This window comes from Sphaerisporangium flaviroseum (genome assembly GCF_039537005.1).
In the GTDB taxonomy this organism is placed as follows: Bacteria; Actinomycetota; Actinomycetes; order Streptosporangiales; family Streptosporangiaceae; genus Sphaerisporangium; species Sphaerisporangium flaviroseum.
This window is the reverse complement of the sequence record NZ_BAAAZR010000008.1, coordinates 165548-191594: the sequence shown is the minus strand read 5'-3', so window position 1 is coordinate 191594 and position 26047 is coordinate 165548. Positions and strand designations below refer to the sequence as shown.

Here is a 26047-nt window from a genome sequence, read left to right as displayed (position 1 = left end):
CTCTGAGCTAAGGAGTCGAGTACAGCCATGTCTGAGTTCTCCGTGGGCGAGTCCTCCGTGGACGGGTTCTCCGTGGGCCGGTCCTCCGTGGACGGGTTCTCCGTGGGTGATTCCTCCCTGGACGGGTTCTCCGGGGGCGGAGGCGACCGGGGGCTGCACCGTCTCGCGGCCGGCACGCTGCTCGCGGCCTTCCCCGGCACCACCGCGCCCGAGTGGATCCTGCGCGAGCTGGAAGAGGGTCTGGGCGGGGTCACGCTCTTCGGCTTCAACGTCGCGGGAGCCGAACAGCTGGCGGCGCTCACCGCACAACTGCGCGACGCCGGTGACCCCGTCATCAGCCTGGACGAGGAGGGCGGGGACGTCACCCGGCTGGCGTACCACGTCGGCAGCCCGTACCCCGGCAACGCGGCACTCGGTGCCGTCGACGACGTCGAGCTGACCCGCCGGGTCTACCGTTCGATCGGCGACGACCTCGCCCGCTGCGGCGTCAACCTGGACATGGCCCCCGACGCCGACGTCAACACCGCCGACGACAATCCCGTCATCGGGACCCGTTCGTTCGGCTCGGACGCGGCCCTTGTGGCACGGCACACCGTGGCGGCCGTGGCGGGGTTGCAGGACGCCGGTGTGGCGGCCTGCGTGAAGCACTTCCCCGGGCACGGCGCCACCCGGCAGGACTCCCACCTGGAGATCCCCCTGGTGGACGTCTCCCGCGAGGTGCTGTGGGAGCGCGAGCTCGTCCCCTTCAGGGCCGCCATCGAGGCGGGCACCAAGTCGATCATGACAGCGCACGTGCGGGTCCCGTTCCTGACCGGTACGGCTCCCGCCACGCTGTCGGCCGCGGCGCTGACCGAGCTGCTCAGGGGCGAGCTCGGTTACGACGGCGTGGTGATCTCCGATGCTCTCGACATGCACGCCATCACCGAGAGCGTGGGGCTGGGCGGAGGTGCCGTGCTGTCGCTGGCGGCCGGGTCGGACCTGCTCTGTCTCGGGCCGCTGCCTACGCGGGAGCAGATCGGCCAGGTCAGGGCCGAGATCGTGGCCGCGGTCCGCGACGGCCGGCTTCCGCTCGCCCGTCTGGAGGAGGCCTGCGAGCGCGTCGCCCGGCTGCGTGGCTGGTTCGGCTCGCCGCGCGAGGAGGCCAGGGACGGCAACGTGATCGGCCTGACCGCCGCCCGCCGGGCGGTGAGCCTGTCGGGTACGGCGACCCCGCTGGTGAACCCCTTCGTGATCGAGGTGGACACCCCGCCCACGATCGCCGTCGGGGACGTGCCGTGGGGATTCGCCCCGTGGCTGCCGGACGCCGAGATCGCCCGGATCAAGCCGGACTCGGCCGACACCACCGGGCTGCTGGAACGCGCGCGGGGGCGCTCGCTGGTGATCGTGGTCAAGGACGCCCACCGCCACCGCGCGAGCCAGGACATCGTCTCCGCGCTGCTGGCCGCCCGCCCCGACGCGACCGTCATCGAGATGGGCCTGCCGATCTGGCGTCCTTCCGCGGCGGCCTACATCGCGACATACGGCGCCGCCCGCGCCAACGCCCAAGCCGCCGCAGAACTCCTCACGGCCTGATCATCAACCCACCCCCGACCAGTGCCCCCCCGTGAACGACCAATGCCCCACCGTAAACGGCGCCGCCCCCACCGCTCCCCTCCTCGCCGTACCGGCGCCGGCCAAAAGACCCAACAGCGGCGAGGAACGGGCACGTGCCGGACACGGTGGTCGGGGTGGTCGGGATGAGGAGGTGAAGAGCTCCTCGCGCGAGTTTGTGTCGGTGGTGGCGGCCAGGAGGTGAAGAGCTCCTCGCGCGAGTTTGTGTCGGTAGTGGCCGTCAGGAGGTGAAGATCTCTTCGCGGGCCTGGTCGAGGGCGGCGAGGATGGCGCCGCGGAGGACGGGGCGGCCTTTCACCTCGCTGACGACGACCTCGGGGCGTATCGGGCAGATGGCGGCCACGGCCTCCTCGACCCGATGGGTCAGGGCGCCGCCGCCCGCCCGGCCGACCTCGCCGTTGAGCACGACCAGCGTGGGGTCGAGGACGACGCAGACCGAGGCGACGCCGAGAGCCAGCCGGTGGGCCAGCTCGTCGAGGAACGCCGACCCCGCCTCCCCGCTCTCGATGGCCGCGCGCACCGAGTCGGCGGCGGACCCGCCCGCGAAGCCGTAGGGCTCGGCGAGCTCGGCCACGGCTTCGGCGCTGATCAGGGACTGCAGGCCACCGGCCAAGGCAGGAAGGCGCCCGGGGACCGCCTTGACGTCCGCGGCGAGGGGAACCCCCGGCACCGGAAGGTAGCCGATCTCGCCCGCGCTGCCGGAGCGCCCGCGGTGCAGCCTGCCTCCGAGCACGACGGCGAGGCCGACCCCGCGCTCCACCCAGAGCAGGACGAAGTCGTCGATGCCCTTGGCAGCGCCCTCGGAACGCTCGGCGATCGCGGCGAGGTTCACGTCGTTCTCTATGGTGACGGGCCGTCGCAAGTCGTGGGCGAGGGCTTCGTGGCTGCCCTCGTGCCACCCGGGCAGGTCGAAGGAGAAGCGCACGTCGCCGCTGCGCGGGTCGACCACGCCCGGCGTGCCGATCACGATGCCCTTGAGGCGCGACAGCGCGACCTTCCCCGAGCGGCACGCCTTCACCACCGCGTTGTGCACCAGCGCCACCGGATCGCCGTGGCCATTGGTGGAAACCGTCACCTCGGCCACGATTTCGCCGTTGATATCCGCGATCGCGGTCGTGATGGATTCCGGTCCGACATCGAGCCCGGCCACATACGCGGACGATGCGATCACCCCGTAAAGGGCCGCATTGGGCCCCCGGTTCCCCGCCTGTTCCCCCACCACCTCGACCAGGCCGCGCTCTTCGAGCCTGGAGAGCGTCTGGGACGCGGTGACCTTGGAAAGACCGGTCATGTCGCCGATCTGTCCCCTGGTCAGCGGCCCGGAGGCGAGCAGGAGCTCCAGCGCGGCCCGGTCGTTGATCTCCCGTAGCAACCTGGGCACGCCAGGACGTCGCTCCATCGCATGCTTTCTTGTCGTCGGTCCCCGTTGGGTTTATCACAAACGCGATGCGCGGTGTGACACAACCATTCATCAGTAAAGCTTCCTGCTAGTTTACCGGCATCACCTGCCGGCTCCCGTCCGGCGAGATGACCGTCTTCTTGCGAGAGGTCGTCTTCTTCATTGCCGGAGCTTGCTTTCCGGGTGCCGGTGACACGAGGATCACTCATGTCTTTGTCGAGGAGAGCCATGGGTGAGCCCGCCGTCGAGTCCCCAGCCCGCGCCGGGCGTGCCATCTCGCTGTGGCGACCGCGGCCCGGGCCGTTCACCCGTCACCAGATCGCGGTGACCGCCCTGGCCCTCGGCATCGTGCTGTTCACCCAGGTGCTCCGGGTCTTCCTGCCGTCGCTGATCACCCTGTTCGGCCGCGCGGGCGACACCCCGCCCGAGCAGATGGGTCTCTACGCGGCCCTGTGGTTCGTCCTGCCGTTCGCCGCCGTCCCGCTCGCCCGCGCGGCGGGTCCGCGGCGCGTCGTCCTGGGCGGCGCGATCCTGCTGGCGGCCGTCCGTTTGGCGCTCCAGGCGACGGACGGCGGCTCCCCGCAGCTCTACCTCGCCGGCGCCGGCGTCTCGCTCGGCCTCGTCTTCCTGTACGGCTGCGCGCTCACCGTCCCGCGTAAGGCCGCGCCCACCGCGATCGCCGCGGGTCTGGCCGTCTCCGCGGTAGGCCACCTGGCGCTCGGCCAGATGGACCTGGTGTGGCGCGACGGCCCGCTCCCCTGGCTCGCCGTCGTGGCCCTGTGCGCCGCCTTCCTGTGGTCCGTATGGCTCGCGCCCGTCGCCGAGGACGTCGCCTCCGGGAGGCTCTGGGTCGTTCTCGCCTGCGCCCTGGTCCTGAACGGCATGTACCTGGAGACGATCGGCCTCGCGGAGCCGCCGGGAAGCGGTCGACAAGGTCCCGCGCAGATCGCGATCATGATGGTGGTGCTGGTCGCCGGCCAGTTCGGTATGGTCTCCTTCGCCGCCTGGCCACCCCATCAGTGGTGGGTCGCGATCGTCGTGCTGCCCCTGTCGGCGGTGCTGATGATCGTGTCGTCCTCAGCGGTCCCGGCGCCGTTCGCGGCGCTGGCCCTCGGCGCCTGCCTGGCCATGGCCGGCCTGCCACGCGCCTCCTCGCCGGCGCGGAGCGGCCTCGCGCTGCTCGGCGGGATGCTGGTGTTCCTGGTCGCCGTCTTCGTCTACTACGCGGCCTACGACATCGACCTTGGAGTGGCCAACGGCATCGTGCCCGGCCTGCTGGCGGTGCTGATCTCCATTCTGGCGTTCACGGCCGCGAAGGGCAGGCGGATGCTCCTGACCCGGCCGCCTCACCGCTGGAGGTTCGCGGCCCTCGCCCTGGTGGTCGCGGCGGCCACCGCCGCGGTGACGTGGCGGCCCCTGCCGGCCGTACAGGCCGCACCCCGCGCGGAGTTCACGCTCGTCGCCTACAACATCCGGATGGGGTTCGGGCTGAGGGGCACCCTCGACCTCGATCGGATCGCCGCGTGGGCCAGGAGCGAGCGTCCCGACGTGATCCTGCTCAGTGAGGTGGACCGGGGCTGGCTCCTCAACGGCGGCCACGACGGCCTGGCCCGGATCGCCGGCGGACTCGGGATGCGCTACCACTTCGCCCCCGCCGCGGACGGCCTGTGGGGTGACGCGATCATCACCAACCTGCCGATCGGGCAGATCGTGTCGCACCCCCTGGGCAGGCACGACTACCCGACCGGCGCCCAGGCACAGACGGTCGTCGTCGAGGTCGGCGGGACCGAGGTCGGGATCGTCAACACCCACCTGCAGGCGCCCCCCGGCCAGGCGCCGGAGGTGGCGGCCATCGCCAGGGACCTGGCGGTGGCCGCGACGCGGGCGGGCACGGGCGGTCCCCGGCCGGTGGTGCTGGCGGGTGACCTCAACATCACTCCGGACGACCCCGAGATGCGGGTGCTGGAGGCCGCGGGGCTGTCGGACGCCTTCCACGGAAGGGGAAATCCTCTGACATCCCCGGCGGACAACCCGGTCAAACGGATCGATCACGTGCTGGTGAGCCCCGGTCTGGCCGTGGTCGACGCCCGGGTCCCGCGGGTCACTTTCTCAGATCACCTGCCGGTGGTGGTGCGGATGCGCGTAACCAGGGTTTAACAGGCGGGATAATCGACAACATGCGTCTTTCCGCCCGTGTCGACTACGCCCTTCGCGCCGCCGCCGAGCTGGCCGCCTCCGGCAGCGGCCCCACCACCGTGGGCGAGCTCGCCAAGGAACAGGAAATGCCCCCCAAGTACCTGGAGAACATTCTCCTCCAGATGCGCCGGGCCGGTCTGGTGCGCGGCCAGCGCGGTCCCGAGGGGGGCTACGTCCTCGCCAGGCCCGCGACCGAGATCTCCCTGGCAGATGTGATCCGTGCCGTGGACGGGCCGCTGGCCAACGTCCGGGGCGAGCGTCCCGAGCACGTCGGCTACCGCGGAGCGGCCCGATCGCTCCAGCAAGTGTGGATCGCCCTGCGCGCCAGCGAGCGCGCGATCCTCGAGGAGGTCACTCTGGACCAGATCGCCGCGGACACGCTGCCCGACCGGGTGCTGGAGCTCGCCGCCGACCCGGCGGCCTGGGACTGACCGGGCCATGCCCGAGGGCGACGCCGTCTATCGTGCCGCGGCCAAGCTGCGAGCCGCCCTCGACGGACGGGTGCTCACCCGTTCGGACTTCCGGGTGCCCCGGCACGCCACCGCGGACCTCACCGGCCGCACCGTTCTCACCACCGTGTCGCGCGGCAAGCACCTGCTCACCCGGGTCGAGGGCGGGCTGACCGTCCACACGCACCTGCGCATGGACGGGGCCTGGCGGATCCAGGCGGCAGGGACGCACCTGCGCAGGGGCGACGTCGTACGGCTGATCCTCGCCAACGAGCGCTGGCAGGCCATCGGGATCAAGCTGGGGATGGTCGACCTGCTGCGCACCGATCAGGAGGACCGGGTCGTCGGGCACCTGGGACCCGACCTGCTCGCCCCCGACTGGGACGCCGAGCAGGCGGCGCGAGCGGCGCGTAATATCGCGGCGAATCCGGACATGACGATCGCGGAGGCGCTTCTCGACCAGCGGAACGTCGCCGGGCTGGGCACGATCTGGCGTGCGGAAACGCTGTTCCTGTCGGGGATCTCGCCGTTCAGGCGCGTTCGAGAGGTGGAGAACCTCGAGAAGATGATGTCGCTGGCGCACCGGCTGCTTGATGCGAACAAGGATCAGCCCGGTGGTCCGCTGACCACGGGGGACCAGCGCCCTGGAAGGCGACTCTGGGCGTACGGCCGGGCCGGGCGGCCCTGTCTTCGCTGCGGCAACAAAGTGGTCGGCGGTGAGCTCGGGGCGCAGCCATACGAAAGAGTGATCTTTTACTGCCCCGCCTGCCAGCCCCGCTAACGGGCCCGGTCACCGGACAGCGCGCGACACACGGACCATCACCAGTGAGATCACTGTGACAGCCCGACTTATCAGGACGAAAGCCGCAGCCGCGAACTACGCGGCGACCATGTCCTTGACTTCGGGAAAGCCGTCGAACTCGGGACCCGACATCGTGCTGGGCACGGTCTCGGAAATGGGCAGACGCTCGTGCTCGGGCGCATCGGCCAGCACGGGCGCGTGTTGAAGCTCGGCCAGCGCGAACTGGTCGGAAACCTCACGGAGCACCTGCGAGAGCGGCACACCAAGGGCGCCGCAGATCGAGGCGAGCAGCTCTGAAGACGCTTCCTTCTGGCCACGCTCCACCTCGGACAGATAGCCCAGGGAGACACGTGCCAGGGTGGAAACCTCACGTAGGGTGCGTGCCTGCCGCACCCGCAGCCGCCGCAGCACGTCACCGAGCAGCTGACGCAGCAGGACCATCTGTCGCTCCCTCCCTGGCGCAGGCGCCTTCACGACGTTCCGCGCGGTCGGTTCGTATCGCCCGTTTTTCGATTGCCCTTCGTACATACTCCTCGCCGTCATCATTGGTTCGCTCGGCCCCTTTGCCGGGCGTACGCCGGACCTGCTCCTCACCGATGGGTCACGAACCTCGCTCACCACTCCACCGTACCTGCATAGACCAATGGGGCGGCAGACCGTGGGGAGCATGTTCGCTGGTGACGTAACGCGGTAATCATCCGGTATGTTCCCCCATTTGTGCCTCCAGCACACCTCTGAGAAGATCCAAACCCTCCGTCACGGTACTTTTGCGGATCTCTTCCCGAGAGCCCGGCAGGATCACGTCACGATGCCAAACCGCGCCCCCAGGGCCGCTCACGGCGACGTGGACCGTGCCCACCGGCTTGCCGTCCTGCTCGTCCGGCCCGGCGACGCCGGTCACCGCCAGCCCGTACGTGGCGCCGGCGAGCGCCCGGACACCGGCGGCCATCGCCGCCGCGACGTCCGGATGAACCGCACCCTCCCTATCGAGTAGATCTTTGGGAACGTCGAGGAGCCCGGCCTTCAGATCGGTGGCATAGGCGATCACTCCGCCCCGGAACGCGGCGGAGGCGCCGCTCGGGGTGGTGAGGGTGGCGCCGATGAGCCCGCCCGTCAGCGACTCGGCCACCGCGACGGTGGCCTCCCGGCGTACCAGCAGGGAGAGCACCTCGGCGGCGGCCGAACTCACTCGCCGCGTGCTTTCTGGGCGACCTTTCGCAGCCGTATGGCGCGGATGACGTAGTCGAGCCCGGTGACCACGGTGACGGCCAGGGCGAGCCCCATGGCGATCCACCTGATCGGGTCGGGCACGAGGGGGAAGATGTAGAGCGCGATCGCCACGATCTGCAGCACGGTCTTGACCTTGCCGCCGTAGCTGGCGGGGATGATGCCGTGGCGGATCACCGCGAAGCGCAGCGCCGTGACGCCGATCTCCCTGAGCAGGATCGTGGCGGTGACCCACCAGGGCAGCTCACCGAGCACCGACAGGGTGACCAGGGCCGCGCCGATCAGCGCCTTGTCCGCGATCGGGTCGGCGATCTTCCCGAAGTCGGTGATCAGGCCGTACCGCCGGGCGAGCCAGCCGTCGAGCTGGTCGGTCAGCGAGGCGAGCAGGAAGACGAGGAGGGCCGCCGACCGCCAGCCCTCCCCCTCGACGAACATGCAGGCGACGAAGAACGGTACGACCACCAGCCGGAGGACGGTCAGCACGTTGGCGATGTTCCACGGGCTGACGCGCCGAGCCAGGGATTCCACAAGCGGCTCGGTGCCGGTCTCCGGCGGGTTCGTCATGGCCCGGCCTTGATGCGGGCGATGAGGTCGACCCCCTCGGCGTCGACGACCGTGGCGCGCACGATCTGCCCGGGGACCAGCCCGATGCCCTGGACCGTGACAGAGCCGTCGACCTCGGGACCCTGGTGGGCGGCACGGCCTTCGTAGCCGCCGTCTCCCAGGTCTTCCTCGACGAGCACCTCGATCTCGGTGCCGATGCGCTCCTCGGCGCGCTGGGCGGTCAGCTCTTCCGCGAGCTCGGTCAGCGCCGCGACCCGCTCGTCGATGGTGTCCTGGTCGAGCTTGCCGCCGAAGCGGGCCGCCTCGGTGCCGTCCTCGTCGGAGTAGCCGAAGACGCCGATGACGTCGAGGCGTGCCTCGTCGAGGAACCCCACCAGGTCGCCGAACTCGGCTTCGGTCTCGCCGGGGAAGCCGGCGATGAAGTTGGAGCGCACGCCGGCCTCCGGCGCGCGGTCGCGGATCGTCTCCAGCAGGTCGAGGAACCGGCGGGGGTCGCCGAAGCGGCGCATGCGGCGCAGCACCGGCCCGCTGGCGTGCTGGAACGACAGGTCGAAATAGGGTGCGACACCCTCGGTGCCGGCGATCACGTCGATGAGGCCGGGGCGCAGCTCGGCCGGCTGGAGGTAGCTGATGCGGACCCGCTCGATGCCCTCGGTGGCGGCGAGCTCGGGCAGCAGCTTCTCCAGGGCGCGCAGGTCGCCGAGGTCCTTGCCGTAGGAGGTGGAGTTCTCGCTGACGAGCACGAGCTCCTTGACGCCCTGCCCGGCCAGCCAGGCGGCCTCGGCCAGCAGCTCCTCGGGACGGCGCGAGACGTACGCGCCGCGGAAGGCGGGGATGGCGCAGAAGGTGCAGCGGCGGTCGCAACCTGAGGCGAGCTTCAGCGAGGCCACCGGGCCGCCGGAGAGCCGCTTGCGCAGCATGCGGGGGCCGCTCGCGGGCGCGAGGCCCTCGGGCAGGTCGCCGTGGCCCGGGATGTGAGCATGGCCGGCGGAGCGCTCGACCGGGCTGATGGGCAGCAGCGTGCGGCGGTCGCGCGGGCTGTGCGGCGTCAGCGACCGGCCCTCGAGCACGTCGTCGAGGCGCGCGCCGATGTCGGTGTAGTCGTCGAAGGAGATGACCGCGGAGGCCTCGGGAAGGGCCTGCGCCAGCTCCTTGCCGTAGCGCTCGGCCATGCAGCCCGCGGCCACGACCTTGGCGCCGGAGTCGGAGGCGGCGAGCAGCGTGTCGATGGAGTCCTTCTTCGCCGAGTCGATGAAGCCACAGGTGTTGACGACGACGACATCGGGGTTGTCGTCGTCGAGCCGCCACCCGGCGGCCTCCATTCGCGCGGCGAGCTCCTCGGAGTCGACTTCGTTACGCGCGCAGCCCAGCGTGATCAACGATGCGGTTCGGCGGGAAGACATGATGGTCTCTACGGTATCGGGAGTTGGCCACCGCCCGGCGCACTCCCCCCGTACTTCGGCCGCCGACTCTCGCCGGCGGCGCGCCGAGACGCCCTCTGGCACGCCGCCGGGAGGCCACCGGCGTCATCTCGAACCGGGCGCCTCCGGACCGAATGATCGGTGCACCGTCTGCCCGATCTTGCCGGGCACGCCCACGTGCTTTCCGTTCACCTGCAGGTCGACGCCGCCGGCGTTGCCGATGGTGACCCGCATCTCCTTGCGCGCCTTCCACGTGGAGGTGGTGCCCGCGGGCATGGTGCCGCGGAACATGTGCTTGCCGTTGGCGTCGCTGACCTCGAGCCATGATGGCTTGTTGGCCTTCACCTGAAGTGTCACCAGATCGCTAACCGGTTTGGCCGCCTTGGGGTGGGTCGACGGCTTCGGCGTGGCCGGGACGGTGGGGCCGGTGGTCGGTTTGAGGTCGGCTGCGGTGGTGATGGTCTCGCCGGATCCGCTCATCACCCTGGTCACCCCGAAGACGGCGACGATGGCGAGGGCGATCGCCATGGCGGTGGACCAGTTGGGACTGCGGCGTTCACGGAGCTTGATCGTGCTCTCCGCCTGGAACACGGCCGCGGCACGGACCGGGAGGGGGACCCCGCCGTGTTCCTCGTCGTATTGGTGCACGATGGCGTCGGGGTCCAGCCCGAGCGTCTTGGCGATGTTGCGGACGTGACCTCTTGTGTAGAAGTCGCCCCCGCAGAGCGAGAAGTCGTCTCGCTCGATGGCATAGATGACCGTCTCTCTGATCCGCGTGCGACCGCTCAGTTGAGCGACCGTCATGCCTGCCGCGTGTCGTGCCGCGGCCAGCGTCACTCCAATGCTCATACGTCCCCCTCGCCGTGCACCCTGCGCTACGCGCCCGTATTCCGACGATGCGTAGTCATTCACATTCAACCAGTTACCGAGGGGGTCGGTGGCGGAGGGGTCACTCTCCGCGCAAGTCGGCGAGCAGGCCGGGCAGATCGTCGGGTTTCACCATCACCTCACGCGCCTTGGAACCCTCGCTCGGGCCCACCACGTTCCTGCTCTCGAGCAGGTCCATGAGGCGGCCGGCCTTGGCGAAGCCCACGCGCAGCTTGCGCTGGAGCATCGAGGTGGAGCCGAACTGCGTGGTCACGATCAGCTCGGCGGCCTGCACGAGCAGATCGAGGTCGTCGCCGATGTCCTCGTCGATCTCGCGCTTGGCGGCGGCCACCGCGGAGACGTCGTCGCGGTACTCCACCTGCATCTGCGCCTTGCAGTGCGCGACGATCTCGTTGATCTCCTTCTCGGACAGGAAGGCGTTCTGCAGGCGCATGGGCTTGCTGGCGCCCATCGGCAGGAACAGCGCGTCGCCCTGGCCGACCAGCTTCTCCGCGCCCGGCTGGTCGAGGATGACCCGGGAGTCGGCGAGCGAGGAGGTCGCGAACGCCAGCCGGGACGGCACGTTCGCCTTGATCAGGCCGGTCACGACGTCGACCGAGGGGCGCTGGGTGGCGATGACCAGGTGGATGCCGGCGGCGCGCGCGAGCTGGGTGATGCGGACGATGGAGTCCTCGACGTCACGCGGGGCGACCATCATCAGGTCTGCCAGCTCGTCGATGATCACGAGCAGGTAGGGATACGGCTGGTAGACCCGCTCGCTCCCCGGCGGGGGCACGAGCTTCCCCGCGCGCACCGCCTTGTTGAACTCGTCCACGTGCCGGAAGCCGCTCGCGGCCAGGTCGTCGTAGCGGCGGTCCATCTCGCCCACCACCCATTCGAGGGCCTCGGCGGCCTTCTTGGGGTTGGTGATGATGGGCGTGATCAGATGGGGGATGCCCTCGTAGGTGTTCAGCTCGACCCGCTTGGGGTCGACGAGCACCATGCGCACCTCGTCGGGCGTGGCGCGCATCAGGATCGAGGAGATGAGCCCGTTGACGCACACCGACTTGCCGGCGCCGGTGGCGCCAGCGATGAGCAGATGGGGCATCTTGGCGAGGTTGGCCACGATGGTGCGGCCCTCGACGTCCTTGCCGAGTCCCACGATCATCGGGTGGTGGTCGGCCTGGGCCACCTGCGAGCGGAGCACGTCGCCGAGGCTCACCAGGTCCTTGTCGGTGTTCGGGATCTCCACCCCGATGGCCGACTTGCCGGGGATCGGGGACAAGATGCGGACATCAGCTGACTTAACGGCATAAGCGATGTTCTTGGTGAGGGCGGTGACCTTCTCCACCTTGACCGCCGGGCCCAGCTCGATCTCGTACCGCGTCACCGTCGGGCCACGGGTGAACCCGATCACCTGCGCGTCGATGGCGAACTGCTCCATCACGCTGGTGAGCGCGTTGACCACGGTGGTGTTGGCCTTGGTCTGCGGCTTCGGCGGGGTGCCCTGGCGCAGCACCTGCAGGTCGGGCAGCGCGTAGGGCCCTGCCTGCGGGGAGAGCACGAGCTGCTCGACCTTGCGCGGCGCGGGCGAGGGGTGGGGAGGCTCCGACGCGCGCACCGCCTCCACCGGCTCGTCGTCGACCAGGCCGGGGACGATCTCCGGGGAGTGGTCGGCGTTCTTACCGGGGGTGTCGGCGATGAGCGGGGTGTCGTAGGGCTTGATGTGCTCGCCGATCTCCGGCTCGCCGTCGACCCCGGGCTTGCCGCCGGAGGACCCGCCACGTGTCTTGCGGGGACGCCGCACCCGCTCCCCGGTCTTGCCCGGGGCCTCTCCCGCCGCGCCCTTCTGGAAGAGCATGTGCTGGATCTCGGACAGCCGCTCGGGCACCCGGTGGACCGGGGTGGCGGTGATCACCAGGATGCCGAACCCCGAGAGCATCAGGAGCAGCGGGATCGTGATGAACGCCGGAAGGATGCTGGACGGCGGCGCCGAGACGATGAACCCCACCATGCCGCCGGCCGCCGAGACCTTGTCCATGCCGTCGGTCTTCCCGGGGCCGGAGGGGTACGGCGTGGCGTGCGCCACGTGGATGATGCCGAGCAGGCCGGCCAGCAGCGCGGTCCAGCCGATCATCATGCGGCCGGTGTCGGCGTTCTGGTCGGGATGCCTCAGCAGGCGCCAGGCGATCAGCGCGAGCAGGATGGGCACCGACCAGGCCAGCGAGCCGAGGGCGCCGCGCATGACCGCGTCGACCACGGTCGCGACCGTGCCGCGGGTGGCACGCCAGGTCATCGCGGCGAGGATGATCGCCCCGCCCAGCACCGCCAGGCCGAGCCCGTCGCGGCGGTGCGCGGGGTCCAGCTCGCGCGCCTGCTGCCCGAAGGCGCGTGCGGCGGTGCCGATGCCGTTGGCGAAGAGCAGCCACACGCCGATGAACAGCTTGCCGATCGCCAGGAAGACCCAGCTGATCGGGTCCGGAGCCGCGGAGGCGGGACGACGGGCGGGCGCACGGCCGCCCTGGCGCCCGCCGGAGGCCCGCGTGCCGGTCGGCCGTTTCGCAGGGGACGTACGCGACGACGGGGACCGCTTCGCCGACCCCTTTGGGGTGCTTTTCGACGTACGGGTGGCCATGCTACTGAGGGTACGCATGAGGCGCCCCTGACGGCGGGGAGGCGCGCCGGGCCGGGTAACGATGGTCCACGGGATTGTGTTCTATGTGTTGACATCATGTTTCATGTAATGGAATCTCCATCCAATGGGACGTTGGAAGGAGGACTGATGTCCGCACTCGACTGGTCCGTGCTGGCCGCCTACTTCGTGGTAATGGTCGCTATCGGGGTGTGGTCCAAGAACCGCATCAGGACCGTCATCGACTACTTCACAGCCGGGGGAAAGATCCCCTGGTGGCTCTCAGGGATCTCCCACCACATGTCGGGCTACAGCGCGGTCATGTTCGTCGCGTTCGCGGCCGTCGCCTACGACTACGGGCTGACCGTCTACGTCTGGTGGGCGATGACCATCGGCATCGGCGTGGGCATCGGCGCCTTCCTGTTCGCCGCGCGCTGGAACCGGCTCAGGTCCAAGCACGGCGTGGTCTCGCCGCTGGAGTACCTGACCCGGCGCTACAACCTGCCCACCCAGCAGGTGATGGCCTACAGCGGCGCGCTGCTGAAGGTCGTCGACATCGCCGCCAAGTGGGTCGCCATCTCGGTCCTGCTCAAGGGCTTCGCCGGCATCCCCATCCAGTACGGCATCGCGATCACCGGCGCGGTGACGGTGATCTACGTGACGGTGGGCGGCCTGTGGGCCGACGTCCTCACCGACTTCGGGCAGTTCATCATCCAGGCCGTGGCCGGCGTCGTCATGTTCGTGGCCGTGCTCGGGCACCTCGGCGGCGTCTCCGCGCTGTGGACGATGTGGGACAGGCTTCCCCCCGGGCACGGCGACCCGCTGACCGGGCCCTACACCTCCACGTACTTCTTCGCGTTCCTGCTGATCAAGACGTTCGAGTACAACGGCGGCATGTGGAACCTCGCCCAGCGGTACATGGGCGCGCCGTCCGGATCGCAGGCCAAGAAGGCCGCGCTGCTGTCGAGCGGACTGTGGCTGGTCTGGCCGCTGGTCCTGTTCATCCCGATGTTCGCCGCCCCGCTCATCGTGCCGGGCCTGGCGAACTCCGACCAGTCGTATGTACGGCTCGCGCAGGAACTGCTGCCGGCGGGACTCATCGGCCTGGTGCTCGCGGGCTTCTTCTCGCACACGATGGCGATGGTGTCCTCCGACGCCAACGTGATCTCCGCGGTGATCACCCGCGACATGCTGCCGGTCTTCGTCAAGCGGGTCAGGACGTTGACGGCCCAGGGCGCGCTGAAGCTGGCCCGGGTCACGACGTTCATCTTCGTGGCGACCAGCATGACGATCGCGATCATCACCCAGGGTCAGGGCGTGGTGCTGAAGATCGTCGTGGACGTGGTGGCGGCCACGATGGGGCCGATCTCGATCCCGCTGATGCTGGGACTGCTCCCGTGGTTCAAGCGGAGCGGGCCCACGGCGGCCATCATCTCGTGGGCGGCCGGCCTCAGCGTCTGGGCCGTGATCAAGTGGGTCATCGCGTCGACCAACACGACCCTGGTCGTGGCGGCGCCACTGGTGACGTCGCTGATCCTCTACGTCCTCATCGGCTTCCTGCGTCCGGAGAACACCCCCGACAGGGAGGAACTGGTCGACTCGCTCGGCAGCGACTCGCCCCCCGAGCGCGCCTCCGTCCCCGCGTAGGCCGGGGCCACGCGGAACACGGGAACAAGAGCAGGGTGGGAGAGGTGGACATCTCTCCCACCCTGTCGTGGGCTTACTGGGTTACTTGTCCGATTCCAGGGTGCCGGCGTTGGCCACGTCGGACTTCTCGATCTCCCAGAACACGATGCGCACGGATTCCCGGCGCGCCTTCAGGATGTCCACGGCGGCATCCGTGACCGCCGCCACGAAGTCACGGCGCTGGTCCATGGTCCGTCCCGACAGCAGTTCCACGGTGATGTTCGGCATGATGACCTCCGGGTTGTATTTGTTGCATCACATGAAATCAAATTCCACTACATGAACCAAGAAGGAGTCCGTCGTGGACGTGATGGTGATCGGCGAGCCGCTGGTGGAGTTCTCGGCGTCCACTCCCCTGACCGAGGCGGACACCTTTCACCTGTCGTTCTCCGGTGACGCACTGAACGCCGCCGTGGCGGCCGCCGCGACCGGCGCGCACGTCGCCCTGGTGACGCTGGTGGGCGAGGACGAGTTCGGTGCCCGGCTGATCCGGTTCGCCGCCGCCCACGGCATCGACACCCGCTGGATGCGCCAGGGGACCGGCTCCACGGGCGCCTACGCGGTGGGCGCCGACCCGAGCGGCGAGCGCGCCTTCGGCTACATGCGGGCGTGCAGCGCGGCCTCCAGGATGGGCCCTTCGGACGTCGCGGAGGCGCCCCTGCCGGAGACGTCCGTGCTGCTGCTCAGCGGCGTCACGGCGGCGCTGTCGCCCTCCTGCGCGCATGCCGTCCGTTACGCGGCCGAGATCGTCGGCGAGGCCGGGGGGAAGGTCGTCTACGACCCGAACTTCCGTTCCCGGCTCACCACCGCCGGCACGGCGGCCGGCATGCTGGCGGCGATCGCCCCGCACGCCGCCCTGGTGACCCCCTCGTGCCCCGGCGACAGCATTCCGCTCCTGGGCACCGACGAGCCCTTCGCGGCCGTACAGGTGTGCAGGGAACTCGGCGCGCGGGCGGTGGCCCTCACGCGGGGGCCCGAAGGAGTGCTGCTCGCCGACGGCGACGAGCGGCCCGTGGAGATCCCTGCCGTCCCGGCCAGGGTCATCGTGGACCAGACCGGAGCGGGGGACGCCTTCGCCGGCACCGTGGCCGCCAGGCTCGCCCTCGGCGACCCGCTCCAGCGGGCCGTACGGGCCGGCACCGCCGCCGCCGCCGTCAGCCTGGAAGGCCAGGGAGGCACCGGACGGGTCGCCACGCCCGGGGACATCGAGCGCCTGCTCGGCGAGCTGTCGGGGACGCCAGAAGCGCCGTAGGGCGATCAGCGGGCGACGGCCGCGGCGGGGGCGCCGAGGGCCAGGGAGACCTCGCGGGCCGCGGCGATGACCACGGGGGCCAGGACCTCCAGCCCGTCGCGCTCCATGTCCATCGCCAGCGAGGAGATGGAGATGCCGCCCAGCACCCGCCCGGTGTGGTCGAACACGGCAGCGCCGACGCAGCGGATGCCGGGCTCGTTCTCCTCGTCGTCCAAGGCGTAGCCGACCGCGCGCACCTTGGAGAGGTGGGCGAGAAGGCCCTCGACGCTCGTCAGGGTCGCGGGCGTCAGGCGGGCCAGGCCGGTGCGCTCGGCGATGACCCGCACCTCGTCGTCGCTCAGCTCGGCCAGGATGGCCTTGCCGATGGCGGTGCTGTGCAGGCGCAGGCTCATGCCCACCCGCGAGGGCATCTGGTAGGGCCTGCGGCCCTCGAGCTTGTCGACGTAGACCGCCTCGTCACCGCTGAGGATGCCGAAGTGGGTGGTGTAGCCGGTGCGCTCGTGCAGTGCCCGGAGGGCGGCGGAGGCCTGCCGGGAGGGGTCGAAGCGGCTCATGACCTTGCCCGCGAGCGTGAGGATGCGCGGGCCCGGCTCGTATCCGCCGGCGCCGTCGGCGCGGGCGAAGCCCCAGTCGACCAGCGACTGCAGGATGCGGTGAACGGTCGACTTGGAGACGCCGGTCGCCGCGGCGATGTCGGTGACGCGGTGGTGCTCGGCGATCGCCTCGAGCACCGCCAGCGCCTTGTCGATTGAGCTGCCTTCCCTGACCACGCCCTTGAGCCTACTAACTCGTGCGGATCCGATCACCGGGCGAGCCAGCCTCCGTCGACGGCGAGGAGGTGGCCGTTGACGTAGTCGGAGGCGTCCGAGGCGAGGAACACCGACGCGCCCACGAGGTCCTCGGGCGTTCCCCAGCGCCCCGCCGGGATCCGCGCCCTGATGGCGGGCTCGCGATCAGGGTCGTCCCGCAGCGCGCCGGTGTTGTCGGTGGCGATGTACCCAGGGGCGATGGCGTTGACCTGGACGCCGCTCGCGGCCCACTCGCAGGCCAGTGCCCGGGTGAGGCCGGCGACGGCGTGCTTGGCCGCGGTGTACCCGGGAACGTTGATCCCGCCCTGGAAGGAGAGCATGGACGCGATCATGATGATCTTCCCGGAGCCGCGCTCCAGCATGGGACGGCCGATCGCCTGGCTCAGCAGGAAGACCGCGTCGAGGTCGACGTCGAGCACGGCCCGCCAGTCGGTGTAGGAGTGCTCCACCGCGGGCGCCCTGTGGATGATTCCGGCGTTGTTGACCAGGATGTCGACGCGGTGCCGCGAGAGAAGCTCCTCGACCGCCTGAGGCAGCCGGGCGACGTCCGACAGGTCGAGGATCCACCGCCAGGCCTCCCTGCCGGCCTTGCGGACCTCGGCCTCCACCTCGCCGAGGTCGTCGTTGCGGCCGTGCAGGACGACGTCGGCGCCCGCCTTCGCCAGGCCGACCGCGATCGCGCGGCCGATCCCCGTGCGGGTGCCCGTGACGAGCGCCGTCCTGCCCTCCAGCGAGAACATCACCGCATCGCGCCGATCGCGACCTGCTCCATGTCGTCGTACGCCTGGTTCTCGCCGCCCATCGCCCAGACGAAGGCGTAGTTGCGGGTGCCGAAACCGCAGTGCACCGACCACGACGGGGAGATCACGGCCTGGCGGTCGGCGACGATCAGGTTGCGCGTCTCGTCCGGCCTGCCCATGAGGTGCACGATCCGCTGGTCCTCGGGGAGGTCGAAGTAGAGGTAGATCTCGGTGCGCCGCTCGTGCGTGTGGCACGGCATCGTGTTCCACATGCTCCCCGGCTCCAGCACCGTGACGCCGAGCACGAGCTGGCAGCTCTGGATGCCCTTGGCGTGGATGTACTTGTAGATCGTGCGGTCGTTCGACCCCTCCTGCGAGCCGAGCCGCACGGGCTCCGCGTCCTCCAGCCCGGCCCGGACCGTCGGATGCTCGGTGTGGGCGGGGGTGGAGACCAGGTAGAACGCCCCGCCGGTGAACGACACCGCACGCGCTCCCCTGCCGATGTACAGGCACTCCTTGGCGCCCAGCTCGTACACCGTGCCGTCCACGGTGACCGCGCCGTGATCTCCGACGTTGACCACGCCGAGCTCGCGGCGTTCGAGGAAGTACTCGGCTCTGAGCGGGTCCGGGCAGGGAAGGTCGAGGGACGTGTCCCCGGCGAGCGCTCCCCCGACGACGATGCGGTCCTCGTGCGAGTACACGAGGCGGACCTCCCCGGGGACGAACAGCTCCTCCGCCAGGAAACGGCTCCTGAGCCGGTCGGTCGTCATGCCCGGCACCTGGTCGGGTGCGGTCGCGTACCGTACCTCCACCACGCCTCCTTTATCCCGTTACATAAAATGGCATATTGCTATATAAAATAACTACCGGCGTGCGAGGTCAAGCGGGCAACGTGGAGATCGCTGACCGGCGGAAAGGTTCGTCAGTACGTGCGGCGGACGCCGCGGGCGGCGACCTCGATGCGGTCGCGGGCCTCCAGCAGGCAGGCCGCGATCTCCTTGTCCCGGCCGGCCGTCAGCCGGGGAACCGGCACCGAGACGCTGACCGCGTCGCGGGGCGGATAGGCGATGTCGAGCGCCACGCCGAAGCAGCGCAGGCCCTCGGTGTTCTCCTCGCGGTCGATGGAGTAGCCCCGCTTGCGGATGCGCCGCAGGTCGGAGACGAGCTGGCCCTGGTCGACGATCGTGTTCTTGGTGAGCCGCGGCAGCTCCGCGGGCAGCAGGCGCGCCACCTCCACGTCGTCGCGCGTCGCCAGGATCGCCTTGCCGAGCGAGGTGGTGCTGGCCGGGAGGCGGCGGCCCACCCTGGTGAAGGGCCGCAGGTAGTGGCGGGACGCCCTGGTGGCGAGGTAGACCACGTCGAAGTGGTCGAGCCTGGCGAGGTGGACGGTCTCCCCCGTGACCTCGGCGAGCCAGTCGAGCGCCTCGCGCGCGATCTGGACCACCGGGTCACCGTCGATGTAGGTGGCGCCGACCAGCAGAGCCCGCATGCCGATGCGGTAGAGGGTGCCGGTGACGTCGGTCTCGATCCAGCCGAGGCCGACCAGCGTGCGCAGCAGGGCGTGCAGGCTGCTCTTGGGGTAACCGAGCTTGCCCTGCAGGTCGGACAGGCTGTGCAGGCCGGGATACTGGGCGAAGAAGTCGAGCAGCTCCACGGTCCGCACGGCGGACTTGACGTGCGGCATCGCGGTACCCTGCTCGGTCATCTACGTCCTCCCAGCCGCACGTTACCTTCATATTCTCCCCGGTCACGACTCGACGACGCGACCGCCGACCCATGCGTAATCAGGATCGTCCCGGTCGAGCTCGCCCAGCTCCGCCGCGTACTCCTCCGCGTCGTCCCTCGGCTCGTAGCCGAGCGCCGTTCCGGCGGCGTGGTCCCACCAGTTGCGGGTGTTCGCCGAGACGCCCCACACCGTGGCGTAGGTGAGGTCCGGCGACGTCAGGCAGGCGTGGACGAGCCGCACCATGTCCCCCAGGCTGATCCAGGTGGACAGCTCGCGGGGCAGCTTCGGGCGGGGCCGGAAGCTGCCGATCCGCAGGGCGGCCACGCGCATGCCGTACCTGTCGGAGTAGTAGCGTCCGAGCGCCTCGCCGTAGGCCTTGGAGACCCCGTAGTGCGAGTCCGGCGCCACGGGCGTGTCCGCCGGAGCGAGCTCCTCGCGCGGCGTGAAGCCCACCGCGTGGTTGCTGCTGGCGTACACGACACGCTCCACCCCGGCCAGCCGGGCGGCCTCGAAGACGCGGTACGTGCCCTCGATGTTGGCCGTGAGGAGCTCCTCGAAGGTGGCGGACGTGGATGGGACGCCGGCGAGATGCACGACGGCCGTCACCCCGTCCATGGCGCTCCGCAGCGCCCCCGCGTCGGTGACGTCGCACCGGACGACTTCATGGTCGGTGCGGTCGATCGGCATCCTGTCGAGCAGCCGCAGAGTGTGACCGTACTGGGGCAGGCCGTCGGTCAGGCAGACGCCGATTCGACCCGCCGCACCGGTCACAAGAACGTTTTTCACCATGCCGCCACCGTATGGGCCGCGACATAGTCCGCGTCAAGATCGTCACCCATACCAGGGCGGGCCGGCAAGGTGACGTTGCCCGCGTCGTCCAGCGGATCGACGATCGAGCGGAGATGCGGCGGAGGGGTGTCGTAGTCGGAGTGCGGGTGCAGCAGGCCACGCTCGTACCACTCCCCGCACAGGGTCGCCCCGATGACCGCGAGCGCCCCCGAGCCGTTGCCGTGGATCTCGCAGCCCATCCCGAACGACTCCGCCGTGTGCACCGCCTTCAGCGCGGGGATGACGCCGCCCGAGGCGACGACCCCGACGCGCAGGATGTCGCACGCCCCCGCCGCCACCCACTCGGCCCGCGCCATGTGCTTGCCCCAGGAGGTCTCCGGGCCGAGGATCGGCGTCGCGAGCTGGTCGGCCAGCCACTTGTACGACTGGACCGAGGCCTCCTCCATCGGCTCCTCGTACCAGGCGAAGTTCAGCTCGTCGAGCGCGCGCCCGAGCTTGAGCGCCTCGGTGCGGCTGTACCAGTGGTTGCTGTCCAGCATCAGCGCGACGTCCGGCCCGACCGCCTCGCGCACGGCCGTACAGGCCTTGATGTCCAGGTCGACGCCGTGGGGCATCGGGGGCATCCAGGTGTGGAGCTTGATGCCGCGGTAGCCGCGCGCCACGAGTTCCTTCGCGAAGTCGGCGTAGTCGGAGAACGACGCGAGGCCGCCGGGGAGGTCGTCGCCGCACATGGTGCTCGCGTAGGCGGGGATCGTGGAGCGCGCCCCACCGAGGAGCCGCCACACGGGAAGGCCCAGCTTGCGGCCCGCGAGGTCCCACAACGCCTGGTCGACGCAGCTCAGCAGGCGGTCGGTGAGGTGGCCGTGCGCGCCGCGCTGGCGCCGGGCGATCGCGTGCCAGAGGCGCTCGCGATCGAGGCTGTCCTGGCCCACCAGGACCGGGCGCACGTGCGCCCGGATCATGCTGTCTCGCAGCGTCTCGGCCTGGCCCAGGCAGTAGCCCTTGGCGCCGTCGCCGTCGGTGATCTCCAGCAGGGCTTCCTCGACCTCCCTGGGAGGCCCGGGATGCCGGTGCCCGTGCCCGTCGACCACGGACCTGATGACGGTCGTGAACACGGTGACGGTGACCCGCTCGATGACGGCCATGCCACTCCTCTCCTCGGTCTGCCTGAACGGCCCGCGTCCGGGTGGAACCCGGGGCCGGCGCCCACGGTCAGGGGATGGGCGCCGGCACCGGGGTCGTGACCCGGGGTCCCAGAGCCTAGGAGTGGGACTTCTTCCACTCCGCCTGGGCCTCGGTGAGCTTCGTCGCCATCGTGTCGAGGAACTCCTGCGGCTTCATCTGGCCGAGGAGCACCTTCTGGAACAGCGGCTCGGTGTCGGCCTTGGTGATGGCGGAGAACTGCGGCAGGTAGTAGGGCGGGGAGACCACCGTCGTGCCGGGGTCGCCGAGCACCTCGACCGCGTTCTTCAGGTACGGCCGCTCATCCAGCCACGAGTCGGCCTGGGCCTCCTTGTTCGCCGGGATCTGGCCGGTCTGCTGGTTCCAGTAGCTGTTGCTCTCCTTGGAGACCAGGAAGTCCACGAACTTCCAGGCCGCCTCCTTGTTCTTGCTGTTCTTGAACACGGCGAAGCCGTCGACCGGGTTGGCCACGATGGTGCGCTTGCCCGACTCGCCCACGGGCATCGGATACGCGTCGATCTTGTCCGCGCCGAACGCCTTGACGTGGTCGTTGTACGACCCGAGGTTGTGGTGCATCATCGCGACCTTGCCGCTGGTGAACTGCGCCACCATCTTCGGGAAGTCGTTGGTGACGTCGGCCTCCGGCGTGTTCTTCTTGTACAGTGCGGCGATCTTGGTGACCAGCTCGACGTTCTTGGGGTCGTTGACGGTGCTCTTGCCCGAGCTGTCGAAGAACTCGGTGACCCCGGAGTAGGCGTAGGCCTCGGCCAGGAGCTGGAAGATCGATCCGGCGCCGCCGCGGATCGTCCAGCCGTACTGGTCGGGGGCCTTGGTGAGCTTGTCCACCGAGCTGAAGAAATCGTCCCAGGTCTTGGGCGCCTCGACCCCGGCCGCGGACAGCTTCTCCTTCTGGTACCAGACGACGTCCAGGTTGGAGGTCGCGGGGACCAGGTAGAGCTTGCCGTCCGGGGTGGTCTCCTTCACGGAGGTGAGCATGCTGTCGAGCAGCTTGCCGTTCGCCTGGCTCTTGGCCAGCCAGTCGTCGGCCGGTTCGAGTGCCTGCTGCCCCGTGAGGTTGGCCAGGTAGCTGGTGGTCACGCCGCCGACGTCGGGCGTCTCGCCGCCCGCGACGGCGGTGTCGTACTTCTGCTGGACCGAGGCGATCGGGATGCCGACGTACTCGACGTGGATCGTCGGGTTGGCCTTCTCGAACCGCTTGATCAGTTCCTGGTAGATGGGCGTGCGCACGCCGCCGTTGTTGTCCCAGAAGGTGATGGTCGTCTTGTCCGACCCCCCGCTCCCGGAGCCGGAGTCCGAGCCGCAGGCCGTCGCGGTCGCGGACAGGGCGAGGACGGCGACGGCGGCCGTACAGACCTTTTTGATGGTTCTCATGGTTTGGTGTCCTCCAGGCGGGGGGTGCTATCCCTTCACGGCACCGGCGCTGATGCCGTGCACGAGATAGCGCTGAATCACTGCGAACACGCAGACGACGGGTATGGCCGCAACCACGCCACCCGCCGCCAGTGCTCCGAAGTCGGCGCTGTACTCGCCGATCGTGTAGCTGAGACCGACGGGGATCGTGAAGTTGTCCTGCTTGCTGATGAACATCAGCGCGAACAGGAAGTTGTTCCAGGTGTGGATGAAGGCGAACGACCCCACGGCGATGAGCCCGGGCCGGAGCTGCGGCAGCACGACCGCGAAGAAGGCCCGCATCCGCGTGCAGCCGTCCACCATCGCCGCCTCCTCCACCTGGAAGGGGACGGCGGAGACGAACCCGCTCATCAAGATGATCGACAGCGGCAGGTTGAACACCGTGTCCGCCACCACCAGGCTCCACAGGGAGTTGATGAGCCCAAGGCCCCTGAAGATGGTGAAGAGCGGGATCAGCATCATGGCGCCCGGGATGAACTGCGTGCACAGCAGGGCGACCATGAAAGCCGTGCGGCCCCGGAAGCGGAACCGGGACAGCGCGTATCCGCCCATGAGGGCGATGACCGTGGTGAAGAACAGCGACAGCACGCCCACGATCACGCTGTTCTGGAAGAACACGGCGTAGCCGATGTCATTCCAGACGGTGTCGAAGTGCTCGAAGGTGATCGGCCACGGCACCGGCGCGGTCGAGCCCGTGGGCCGGAGCGCGAAGACGATCATCCAGTAGAACGGGACCAGCGTGAAGACCAAGTAGAGCACCAGCGGGATGTGCAGGCGCAGCACCCTGCCCCGGTCCTTCCGCCGCGGGCGGGGCGCGGTGGCCCCGGTCCGCACCTCGGCGGGGCGTCGCGTGATGACCTCGGTCGCCATGGAACCGTCCCTCATGCCTTGTGATCCGCGCCGAACCGGCTCAGCCGGAGGTAGAGGAGCGAGCAGAACAGCAGGATCAGGAAGCCCGCCGTGGTGAGCGCGGAGCCGTACCCGAAGTCCTTGGAGTCGATCGCACGCTGGGCCACGTACAGCGGCAGGGTGGTCGTGATCTGGGCCGGCCCGCCGCCCGTCAGCGTGTAGATCAGGTCGACGTTGTTGAACTCCCAGACCGAGCGGAGCAGCGTGGCCAGCACGATGGCGTCCCGCAGGTGCGGGAGCGTGACGTGCACGAAACGGCGCGTACGGCCGGCCCCGTCGACCGCCGCCGCCTCGTACAGCTCCCCCGGGATGCCCTGCAGCCCCGCGAGCAGCAGGATCGCGAAGAACGGCACGCCGCGCCACAGCTCGGTGATGACGACGGCGCCGAAGACGGTGTCCGGGTTGCCCAGCACTGCGGCCTCGGGGGCGCCGAGGTAGCGCACGATGCCGGTGGTCGGGTTGTACAGCAGGATCCAGATGCCCGTGGTGAGCACGCCGGAGACCGCCCACGGCGAGAACACCAGCGACCGGGCGAGCCCCCGGCCGATGAAACTTTCATTGACGATGAGGGCGAGCGCCAGCCCGAGAACGAGTTGCAGCGCGATCTCGACGACCACCCACTTGGCCGTGAAACCCAGGCTGGACCAGAACAGCGGGTCCTGGAACAGCATCTCCCGGAAGTTGTCCAGGCCCGCGAACCCGTTGGCCCATGGCCTGGTCAGGTTGTAGTGCCGCAAGCTGTAGTACAGGACACTGCCGATGGGGTACACGAGGAACACCGCGATCAGCAGGACCGTGGGGGAGATCAGCAAGTACGGGGCCCAGCGCAGGGCCCAGGGGCGTCCCCTCGGCCGGGCCGTCCTGGCCAACGCCACCTCGCGCTCCGTTCGGTCGGGTGACACATTCCTGAACCACGTTCACATTTGTGGACGCGCCGTCAACGTAGGAACGCGACACGCGCGCTGTCAACCCTTTGCCACGTAACCAAAGCATTTCGAATGCCGGGCCGGCGCGTTTCCGCCGCTCCCTTGACTGGTGGGGTCTGTCCGCCATACGTTCCATACGTTCATATACGTGAATACAGTTCTGGAATGTGTACGCGAGAGAGGACCGCATGACTGCGCTGGTGGATCGGCTCGACGGGCTGCTGTTCTTCCCCGTCACACCGTGCGACGACCGGGAGCGGCTCAACCTCGACGCCTTCCGCCAGCACGTGCGGGAGGGCGTCGCGGCGGGATGCGGCGCGGTGTTCGCCTGCTGCGGGACGGGCGAGTTCCCCTCGCTGGGGCTGGACGACTACGCGGCGTGCGTCGCCGCCGCGGTGGAGGAGAGCGCCGGGCGCGTGCCCGTCGTCGCGGGCACGGGCTACGGGACGGCGCTGGCCTCGCGGTTCTCCGCCGCGGCCGAGGCCGCGGGGGCCGACGGCCTGCTCGCCCTGCCGCCCTACCTGGTCCAGGCCGACCAGGACGGCCTGCGGCGCCACTACGAGGCGCTGGCCGACACCACCGGGCTCCCGGTCATCCTCTACCAGCGCGACAACGCGATCTTCGAGCCCGACACGGTCGTCGCCCTGGCCCGCCATCCCCGGATCGCCGGTTTCAAGGACGGGTACGGCGACCTCGACCTGCTCCAGCGGATCATCAGCGCGGTCCGCTCGGCCTCGGCCGAGCTGCTCTACTTCAACGGGCTGCCCACGGCGGAGATGTCGGCGCTCCCCTACCGGGGGCTCGGCATCACCCGCTACTCCTCGGCGGTCTTCTGCTTCGTGCCCACCGTCGCGATGACCTTCCACAAGGCCCTGGTGAGCGGCGACGACATCATGGTCGACCGGCTGATCGACGAGTTCTTCCGGCCGCTGGTGGAGCTGCGCCGCCAGGGCGCCGGATACGCGGTGTCGCTGGTGAAGGCGGGTGTGCGGCTGCGCGGGCTGGACGTCGGCCCCGTGCGCGCCCCGCTCGGCGAGCCCGCCCCCGAACACGTCAAGCGGCTCGGTGAGCTGATCGAGCGCGCCCTCGAGGTGATCGAGGGCTCCTGACCTTCGCGTTTGGGCGCCATGTCTCGGGGAGGCGCCCACCGGGGACCCACGCGGGCACGCCGCCCGCCTGGCCCCGACCCCCTGGAGGCTGCCCTCGGCCAGAGCGGGAGCTTCCCTGACCCAGGAGGTATCCCTTGACAACACCCTTGAGAACGACGGCCGTGCTCCTCTCGGCCCTGTGCGCGGCGGCGCTCGTCACGGTCCCCGCGGCCTCAGCCGCGACGGCGGCGCCGGCCGGCTCCGGACACGCGGGCAAGGACGTCCCCCTGGGGCGGCGCACGCTGCCCGCCGGGGACGGGTGGGCCGCCGCGACCACCGGA

Annotated in this window: 24 protein-coding genes and 1 pseudogene; 8 read left to right on the top strand and 17 right to left on the bottom strand. The window is 69.9% G+C overall.

Annotated elements, in window-relative coordinates; genetic code table 11:
• Window positions 1-27 precede the first annotated feature (27 nt).
• The gene (locus tag ABD810_RS17250) at window positions 28-1572 is read left to right on the top strand and encodes a glycoside hydrolase family 3 protein (protein ID WP_344940511.1); all 1545 of its coding nucleotides are present in this window, start codon (window positions 28-30) and stop codon (window positions 1570-1572) included.
• A 259-nt stretch (window positions 1573-1831) separates the two neighbouring features.
• Here ABD810_RS17250 and ABD810_RS17245 read toward each other — a convergent pair whose 3' ends face one another.
• The gene (locus tag ABD810_RS17245) at window positions 1832-3010 is read right to left on the bottom strand and encodes an ROK family transcriptional regulator (protein WP_344940508.1); all 1179 of its coding nucleotides are present in this window, start codon (window positions 3008-3010) and stop codon (window positions 1832-1834) included.
• Between the two features lie 228 nt (window positions 3011-3238).
• On the opposite strand from ABD810_RS17245, the gene ABD810_RS17240 reads away from it, so the two are divergent.
• Genes ABD810_RS17240 through ABD810_RS17230 form a run of 3 tightly spaced genes read left to right on the top strand, consistent with a single transcriptional unit; the run spans window position 3239 to window position 6436 of the window.
• A complete protein-coding gene (locus ABD810_RS17240; protein WP_344940505.1) occupies window positions 3239-5167 on the top strand; it encodes an endonuclease/exonuclease/phosphatase family protein in 1929 nt (642 codons plus the stop codon).
• A gap of 20 nt (window positions 5168-5187) precedes the next feature.
• Window positions 5188-5637 (top strand): RrF2 family transcriptional regulator, encoded by a 450-nt coding sequence (locus ABD810_RS17235; protein ID WP_344940502.1) that lies wholly within the window; start codon window positions 5188-5190, stop codon window positions 5635-5637.
• 7 nt (window positions 5638-5644) lie between these two features.
• A complete protein-coding gene (locus ABD810_RS17230) occupies window positions 5645-6436 on the top strand; it encodes a DNA-formamidopyrimidine glycosylase family protein (RefSeq protein WP_344940499.1) in 792 nt (263 codons plus the stop codon).
• A gap of 96 nt (window positions 6437-6532) precedes the next feature.
• On the opposite strand, the gene ABD810_RS17225 is transcribed toward ABD810_RS17230, so the two are convergent.
• From ABD810_RS17225 to ABD810_RS17200, 6 genes are all read right to left on the bottom strand, one after another.
• The gene (locus tag ABD810_RS17225) at window positions 6533-6898 is read right to left on the bottom strand and encodes a helix-turn-helix domain-containing protein (RefSeq protein WP_344940496.1); all 366 of its coding nucleotides are present in this window, start codon (window positions 6896-6898) and stop codon (window positions 6533-6535) included.
• 253 nt (window positions 6899-7151) lie between these two features.
• Complete coding sequence (locus tag ABD810_RS17220) at window positions 7152-7646, bottom strand: CinA family protein (protein ID WP_344940493.1); 495 nt, start codon at window positions 7644-7646, stop codon at window positions 7152-7154.
• Window positions 7643-8248: a CDP-diacylglycerol--glycerol-3-phosphate 3-phosphatidyltransferase gene (gene pgsA, locus ABD810_RS17215; RefSeq protein ID WP_344940490.1), complete on the bottom strand. Its 606-nt coding sequence runs from the start codon at window positions 8246-8248 to the stop codon at window positions 7643-7645. Before pgsA ends, ABD810_RS17220 begins: the two co-directional genes overlap by 4 nt.
• Window positions 8245-9651: a 30S ribosomal protein S12 methylthiotransferase RimO gene (gene rimO, locus ABD810_RS17210; RefSeq protein ID WP_344940487.1), complete on the bottom strand. Its 1407-nt coding sequence runs from the start codon at window positions 9649-9651 to the stop codon at window positions 8245-8247. The genes pgsA and rimO overlap by 4 nt, the downstream gene beginning before the upstream one ends.
• A 123-nt stretch (window positions 9652-9774) precedes the next feature.
• Window positions 9775-10518: a helix-turn-helix domain-containing protein gene (locus ABD810_RS17205; RefSeq protein WP_344940484.1), complete on the bottom strand. Its 744-nt coding sequence runs from the start codon at window positions 10516-10518 to the stop codon at window positions 9775-9777.
• Window positions 10519-10618: 100 nt separating this feature from the next.
• A complete protein-coding gene (locus tag ABD810_RS17200; RefSeq protein WP_344940482.1) occupies window positions 10619-13189 on the bottom strand; it encodes an FtsK/SpoIIIE family DNA translocase in 2571 nt (856 codons plus the stop codon).
• Window positions 13190-13318: 129 nt separating this feature from the next.
• Between ABD810_RS17200 and ABD810_RS17195 the strand changes: the two genes are divergently transcribed.
• Window positions 13319-14815, top strand: a complete 1497-nt coding sequence (locus ABD810_RS17195; RefSeq protein ID WP_344940479.1) for a sodium:solute symporter family protein — start codon at window positions 13319-13321, stop codon at window positions 14813-14815.
• 81 nt (window positions 14816-14896) lie between these two features.
• Here the strand turns inward: ABD810_RS17195 and ABD810_RS17190 are convergent, their stop codons facing one another.
• Window positions 14897-15082: a tautomerase family protein gene (locus ABD810_RS17190; protein WP_344940477.1), complete on the bottom strand. Its 186-nt coding sequence runs from the start codon at window positions 15080-15082 to the stop codon at window positions 14897-14899.
• An 82-nt stretch (window positions 15083-15164) separates the two neighbouring features.
• On the opposite strand from ABD810_RS17190, the gene ABD810_RS17185 reads away from it, so the two are divergent.
• Window positions 15165-16106, top strand: a complete 942-nt coding sequence (locus ABD810_RS17185; RefSeq protein ID WP_344941965.1) for a sugar kinase — start codon at window positions 15165-15167, stop codon at window positions 16104-16106.
• A 5-nt stretch (window positions 16107-16111) separates the two neighbouring features.
• Here ABD810_RS17185 and ABD810_RS17180 read toward each other — a convergent pair whose 3' ends face one another.
• From ABD810_RS17180 to ABD810_RS17140, 9 genes are all read right to left on the bottom strand, one after another.
• Window positions 16112-16912 carry an IclR family transcriptional regulator gene (locus tag ABD810_RS17180; protein ID WP_344940474.1) on the bottom strand — a complete coding sequence of 267 codons (801 nt, stop codon included), beginning with the start codon at window positions 16910-16912 and terminating at the stop codon, window positions 16112-16114.
• Window positions 16909-17655: a 2-dehydro-3-deoxy-D-gluconate 5-dehydrogenase KduD gene (kduD, locus tag ABD810_RS17175; RefSeq protein WP_344940471.1), complete on the bottom strand. Its 747-nt coding sequence runs from the start codon at window positions 17653-17655 to the stop codon at window positions 16909-16911. Before kduD ends, ABD810_RS17180 begins: the two co-directional genes overlap by 4 nt.
• The gene (kduI, locus tag ABD810_RS17170) at window positions 17655-18467 is read right to left on the bottom strand and encodes a 5-dehydro-4-deoxy-D-glucuronate isomerase (RefSeq protein ID WP_344940468.1); all 813 of its coding nucleotides are present in this window, start codon (window positions 18465-18467) and stop codon (window positions 17655-17657) included. The genes kduD and kduI overlap by 1 nt, the downstream gene beginning before the upstream one ends.
• Before the next feature lie 110 nt (window positions 18468-18577).
• A complete protein-coding gene (locus ABD810_RS17165) occupies window positions 18578-19360 on the bottom strand; it encodes an IclR family transcriptional regulator (RefSeq protein WP_344940465.1) in 783 nt (260 codons plus the stop codon).
• Between the two features lie 42 nt (window positions 19361-19402).
• Complete coding sequence (locus ABD810_RS17160) at window positions 19403-20170, bottom strand: NAD-dependent epimerase/dehydratase family protein (RefSeq protein ID WP_344940462.1); 768 nt, start codon at window positions 20168-20170, stop codon at window positions 19403-19405.
• Window positions 20164-21315: an enolase C-terminal domain-like protein gene (locus tag ABD810_RS17155; protein ID WP_344940459.1), complete on the bottom strand. Its 1152-nt coding sequence runs from the start codon at window positions 21313-21315 to the stop codon at window positions 20164-20166. Before ABD810_RS17155 ends, ABD810_RS17160 begins: the two co-directional genes overlap by 7 nt.
• A gap of 115 nt (window positions 21316-21430) precedes the next feature.
• Window positions 21431-22744 carry an ABC transporter substrate-binding protein gene (locus ABD810_RS17150; protein ID WP_344940455.1) on the bottom strand — a complete coding sequence of 438 codons (1314 nt, stop codon included), beginning with the start codon at window positions 22742-22744 and terminating at the stop codon, window positions 21431-21433.
• A 27-nt stretch (window positions 22745-22771) separates the two neighbouring features.
• On the bottom strand, window positions 22772-23653 hold the full coding sequence (locus ABD810_RS17145) for a carbohydrate ABC transporter permease (protein WP_344940452.1): 882 nt from the start codon (window positions 23651-23653) through the stop codon (window positions 22772-22774).
• Between the two features lie 11 nt (window positions 23654-23664).
• Window positions 23665-24567, bottom strand: a complete 903-nt coding sequence (locus ABD810_RS17140; protein WP_344940449.1) for a carbohydrate ABC transporter permease — start codon at window positions 24565-24567, stop codon at window positions 23665-23667.
• A gap of 239 nt (window positions 24568-24806) precedes the next feature.
• Between ABD810_RS17140 and ABD810_RS17135 the strand changes: the two genes are divergently transcribed.
• Window positions 24807-25727 carry a 5-dehydro-4-deoxyglucarate dehydratase gene (locus tag ABD810_RS17135; RefSeq protein WP_344940445.1) on the top strand — a complete coding sequence of 307 codons (921 nt, stop codon included), beginning with the start codon at window positions 24807-24809 and terminating at the stop codon, window positions 25725-25727.
• A 134-nt stretch (window positions 25728-25861) separates the two neighbouring features.
• Window positions 25862-26047 (top strand): annotated as a pseudogene (locus ABD810_RS17130) (hypothetical protein); the annotation flags it as partial.

Bases quoted from the DNA above. Each gene is read 5' to 3' on its own strand.
- ABD810_RS17250 (WP_344940511.1), top strand. From the start codon at position 28: ATGTCTGAGTTCTCCGTGGGCGAGTCCTCCGTGGACGGGTTCTCCGTG.
- ABD810_RS17245 (WP_344940508.1), bottom strand. From the start codon at position 3,010: ATGGAGCGACGTCCTGGCGTGCCCAGGTTGCTACGGGAGATCAACGAC.
- ABD810_RS17240 (WP_344940505.1), top strand. From the start codon at position 3,239: ATGGGTGAGCCCGCCGTCGAGTCCCCAGCCCGCGCCGGGCGTGCCATC.
- ABD810_RS17235 (WP_344940502.1), top strand. From the start codon at position 5,188: ATGCGTCTTTCCGCCCGTGTCGACTACGCCCTTCGCGCCGCCGCCGAG.
- ABD810_RS17230 (WP_344940499.1), top strand. From the start codon at position 5,645: ATGCCCGAGGGCGACGCCGTCTATCGTGCCGCGGCCAAGCTGCGAGCC.
- ABD810_RS17225 (WP_344940496.1), bottom strand. From the start codon at position 6,898: ATGGTCCTGCTGCGTCAGCTGCTCGGTGACGTGCTGCGGCGGCTGCGG.
- pgsA (WP_344940490.1), bottom strand. From the start codon at position 8,248: ATGACGAACCCGCCGGAGACCGGCACCGAGCCGCTTGTGGAATCCCTG.
- rimO (WP_344940487.1), bottom strand. From the start codon at position 9,651: ATGTCTTCCCGCCGAACCGCATCGTTGATCACGCTGGGCTGCGCGCGT.
- ABD810_RS17205 (WP_344940484.1), bottom strand. From the start codon at position 10,518: ATGAGCATTGGAGTGACGCTGGCCGCGGCACGACACGCGGCAGGCATG.
- ABD810_RS17200 (WP_344940482.1), bottom strand. From the start codon at position 13,189: ATGCGTACCCTCAGTAGCATGGCCACCCGTACGTCGAAAAGCACCCCA.
- ABD810_RS17195 (WP_344940479.1), top strand. From the start codon at position 13,319: ATGTCCGCACTCGACTGGTCCGTGCTGGCCGCCTACTTCGTGGTAATG.
- ABD810_RS17190 (WP_344940477.1), bottom strand. From the start codon at position 15,082: ATGCCGAACATCACCGTGGAACTGCTGTCGGGACGGACCATGGACCAG.
- ABD810_RS17185 (WP_344941965.1), top strand. From the start codon at position 15,165: ATGGTGATCGGCGAGCCGCTGGTGGAGTTCTCGGCGTCCACTCCCCTG.
- kduD (WP_344940471.1), bottom strand. From the start codon at position 17,655: ATGTTCTCGCTGGAGGGCAGGACGGCGCTCGTCACGGGCACCCGCACG.
- ABD810_RS17165 (WP_344940465.1), bottom strand. From the start codon at position 19,360: ATGACCGAGCAGGGTACCGCGATGCCGCACGTCAAGTCCGCCGTGCGG.
- ABD810_RS17160 (WP_344940462.1), bottom strand. From the start codon at position 20,170: ATGGTGAAAAACGTTCTTGTGACCGGTGCGGCGGGTCGAATCGGCGTC.
- ABD810_RS17155 (WP_344940459.1), bottom strand. From the start codon at position 21,315: ATGGCCGTCATCGAGCGGGTCACCGTCACCGTGTTCACGACCGTCATC.
- ABD810_RS17150 (WP_344940455.1), bottom strand. From the start codon at position 22,744: ATGAGAACCATCAAAAAGGTCTGTACGGCCGCCGTCGCCGTCCTCGCC.
- ABD810_RS17145 (WP_344940452.1), bottom strand. From the start codon at position 23,653: ATGGCGACCGAGGTCATCACGCGACGCCCCGCCGAGGTGCGGACCGGG.
- ABD810_RS17135 (WP_344940445.1), top strand. From the start codon at position 24,807: ATGACTGCGCTGGTGGATCGGCTCGACGGGCTGCTGTTCTTCCCCGTC.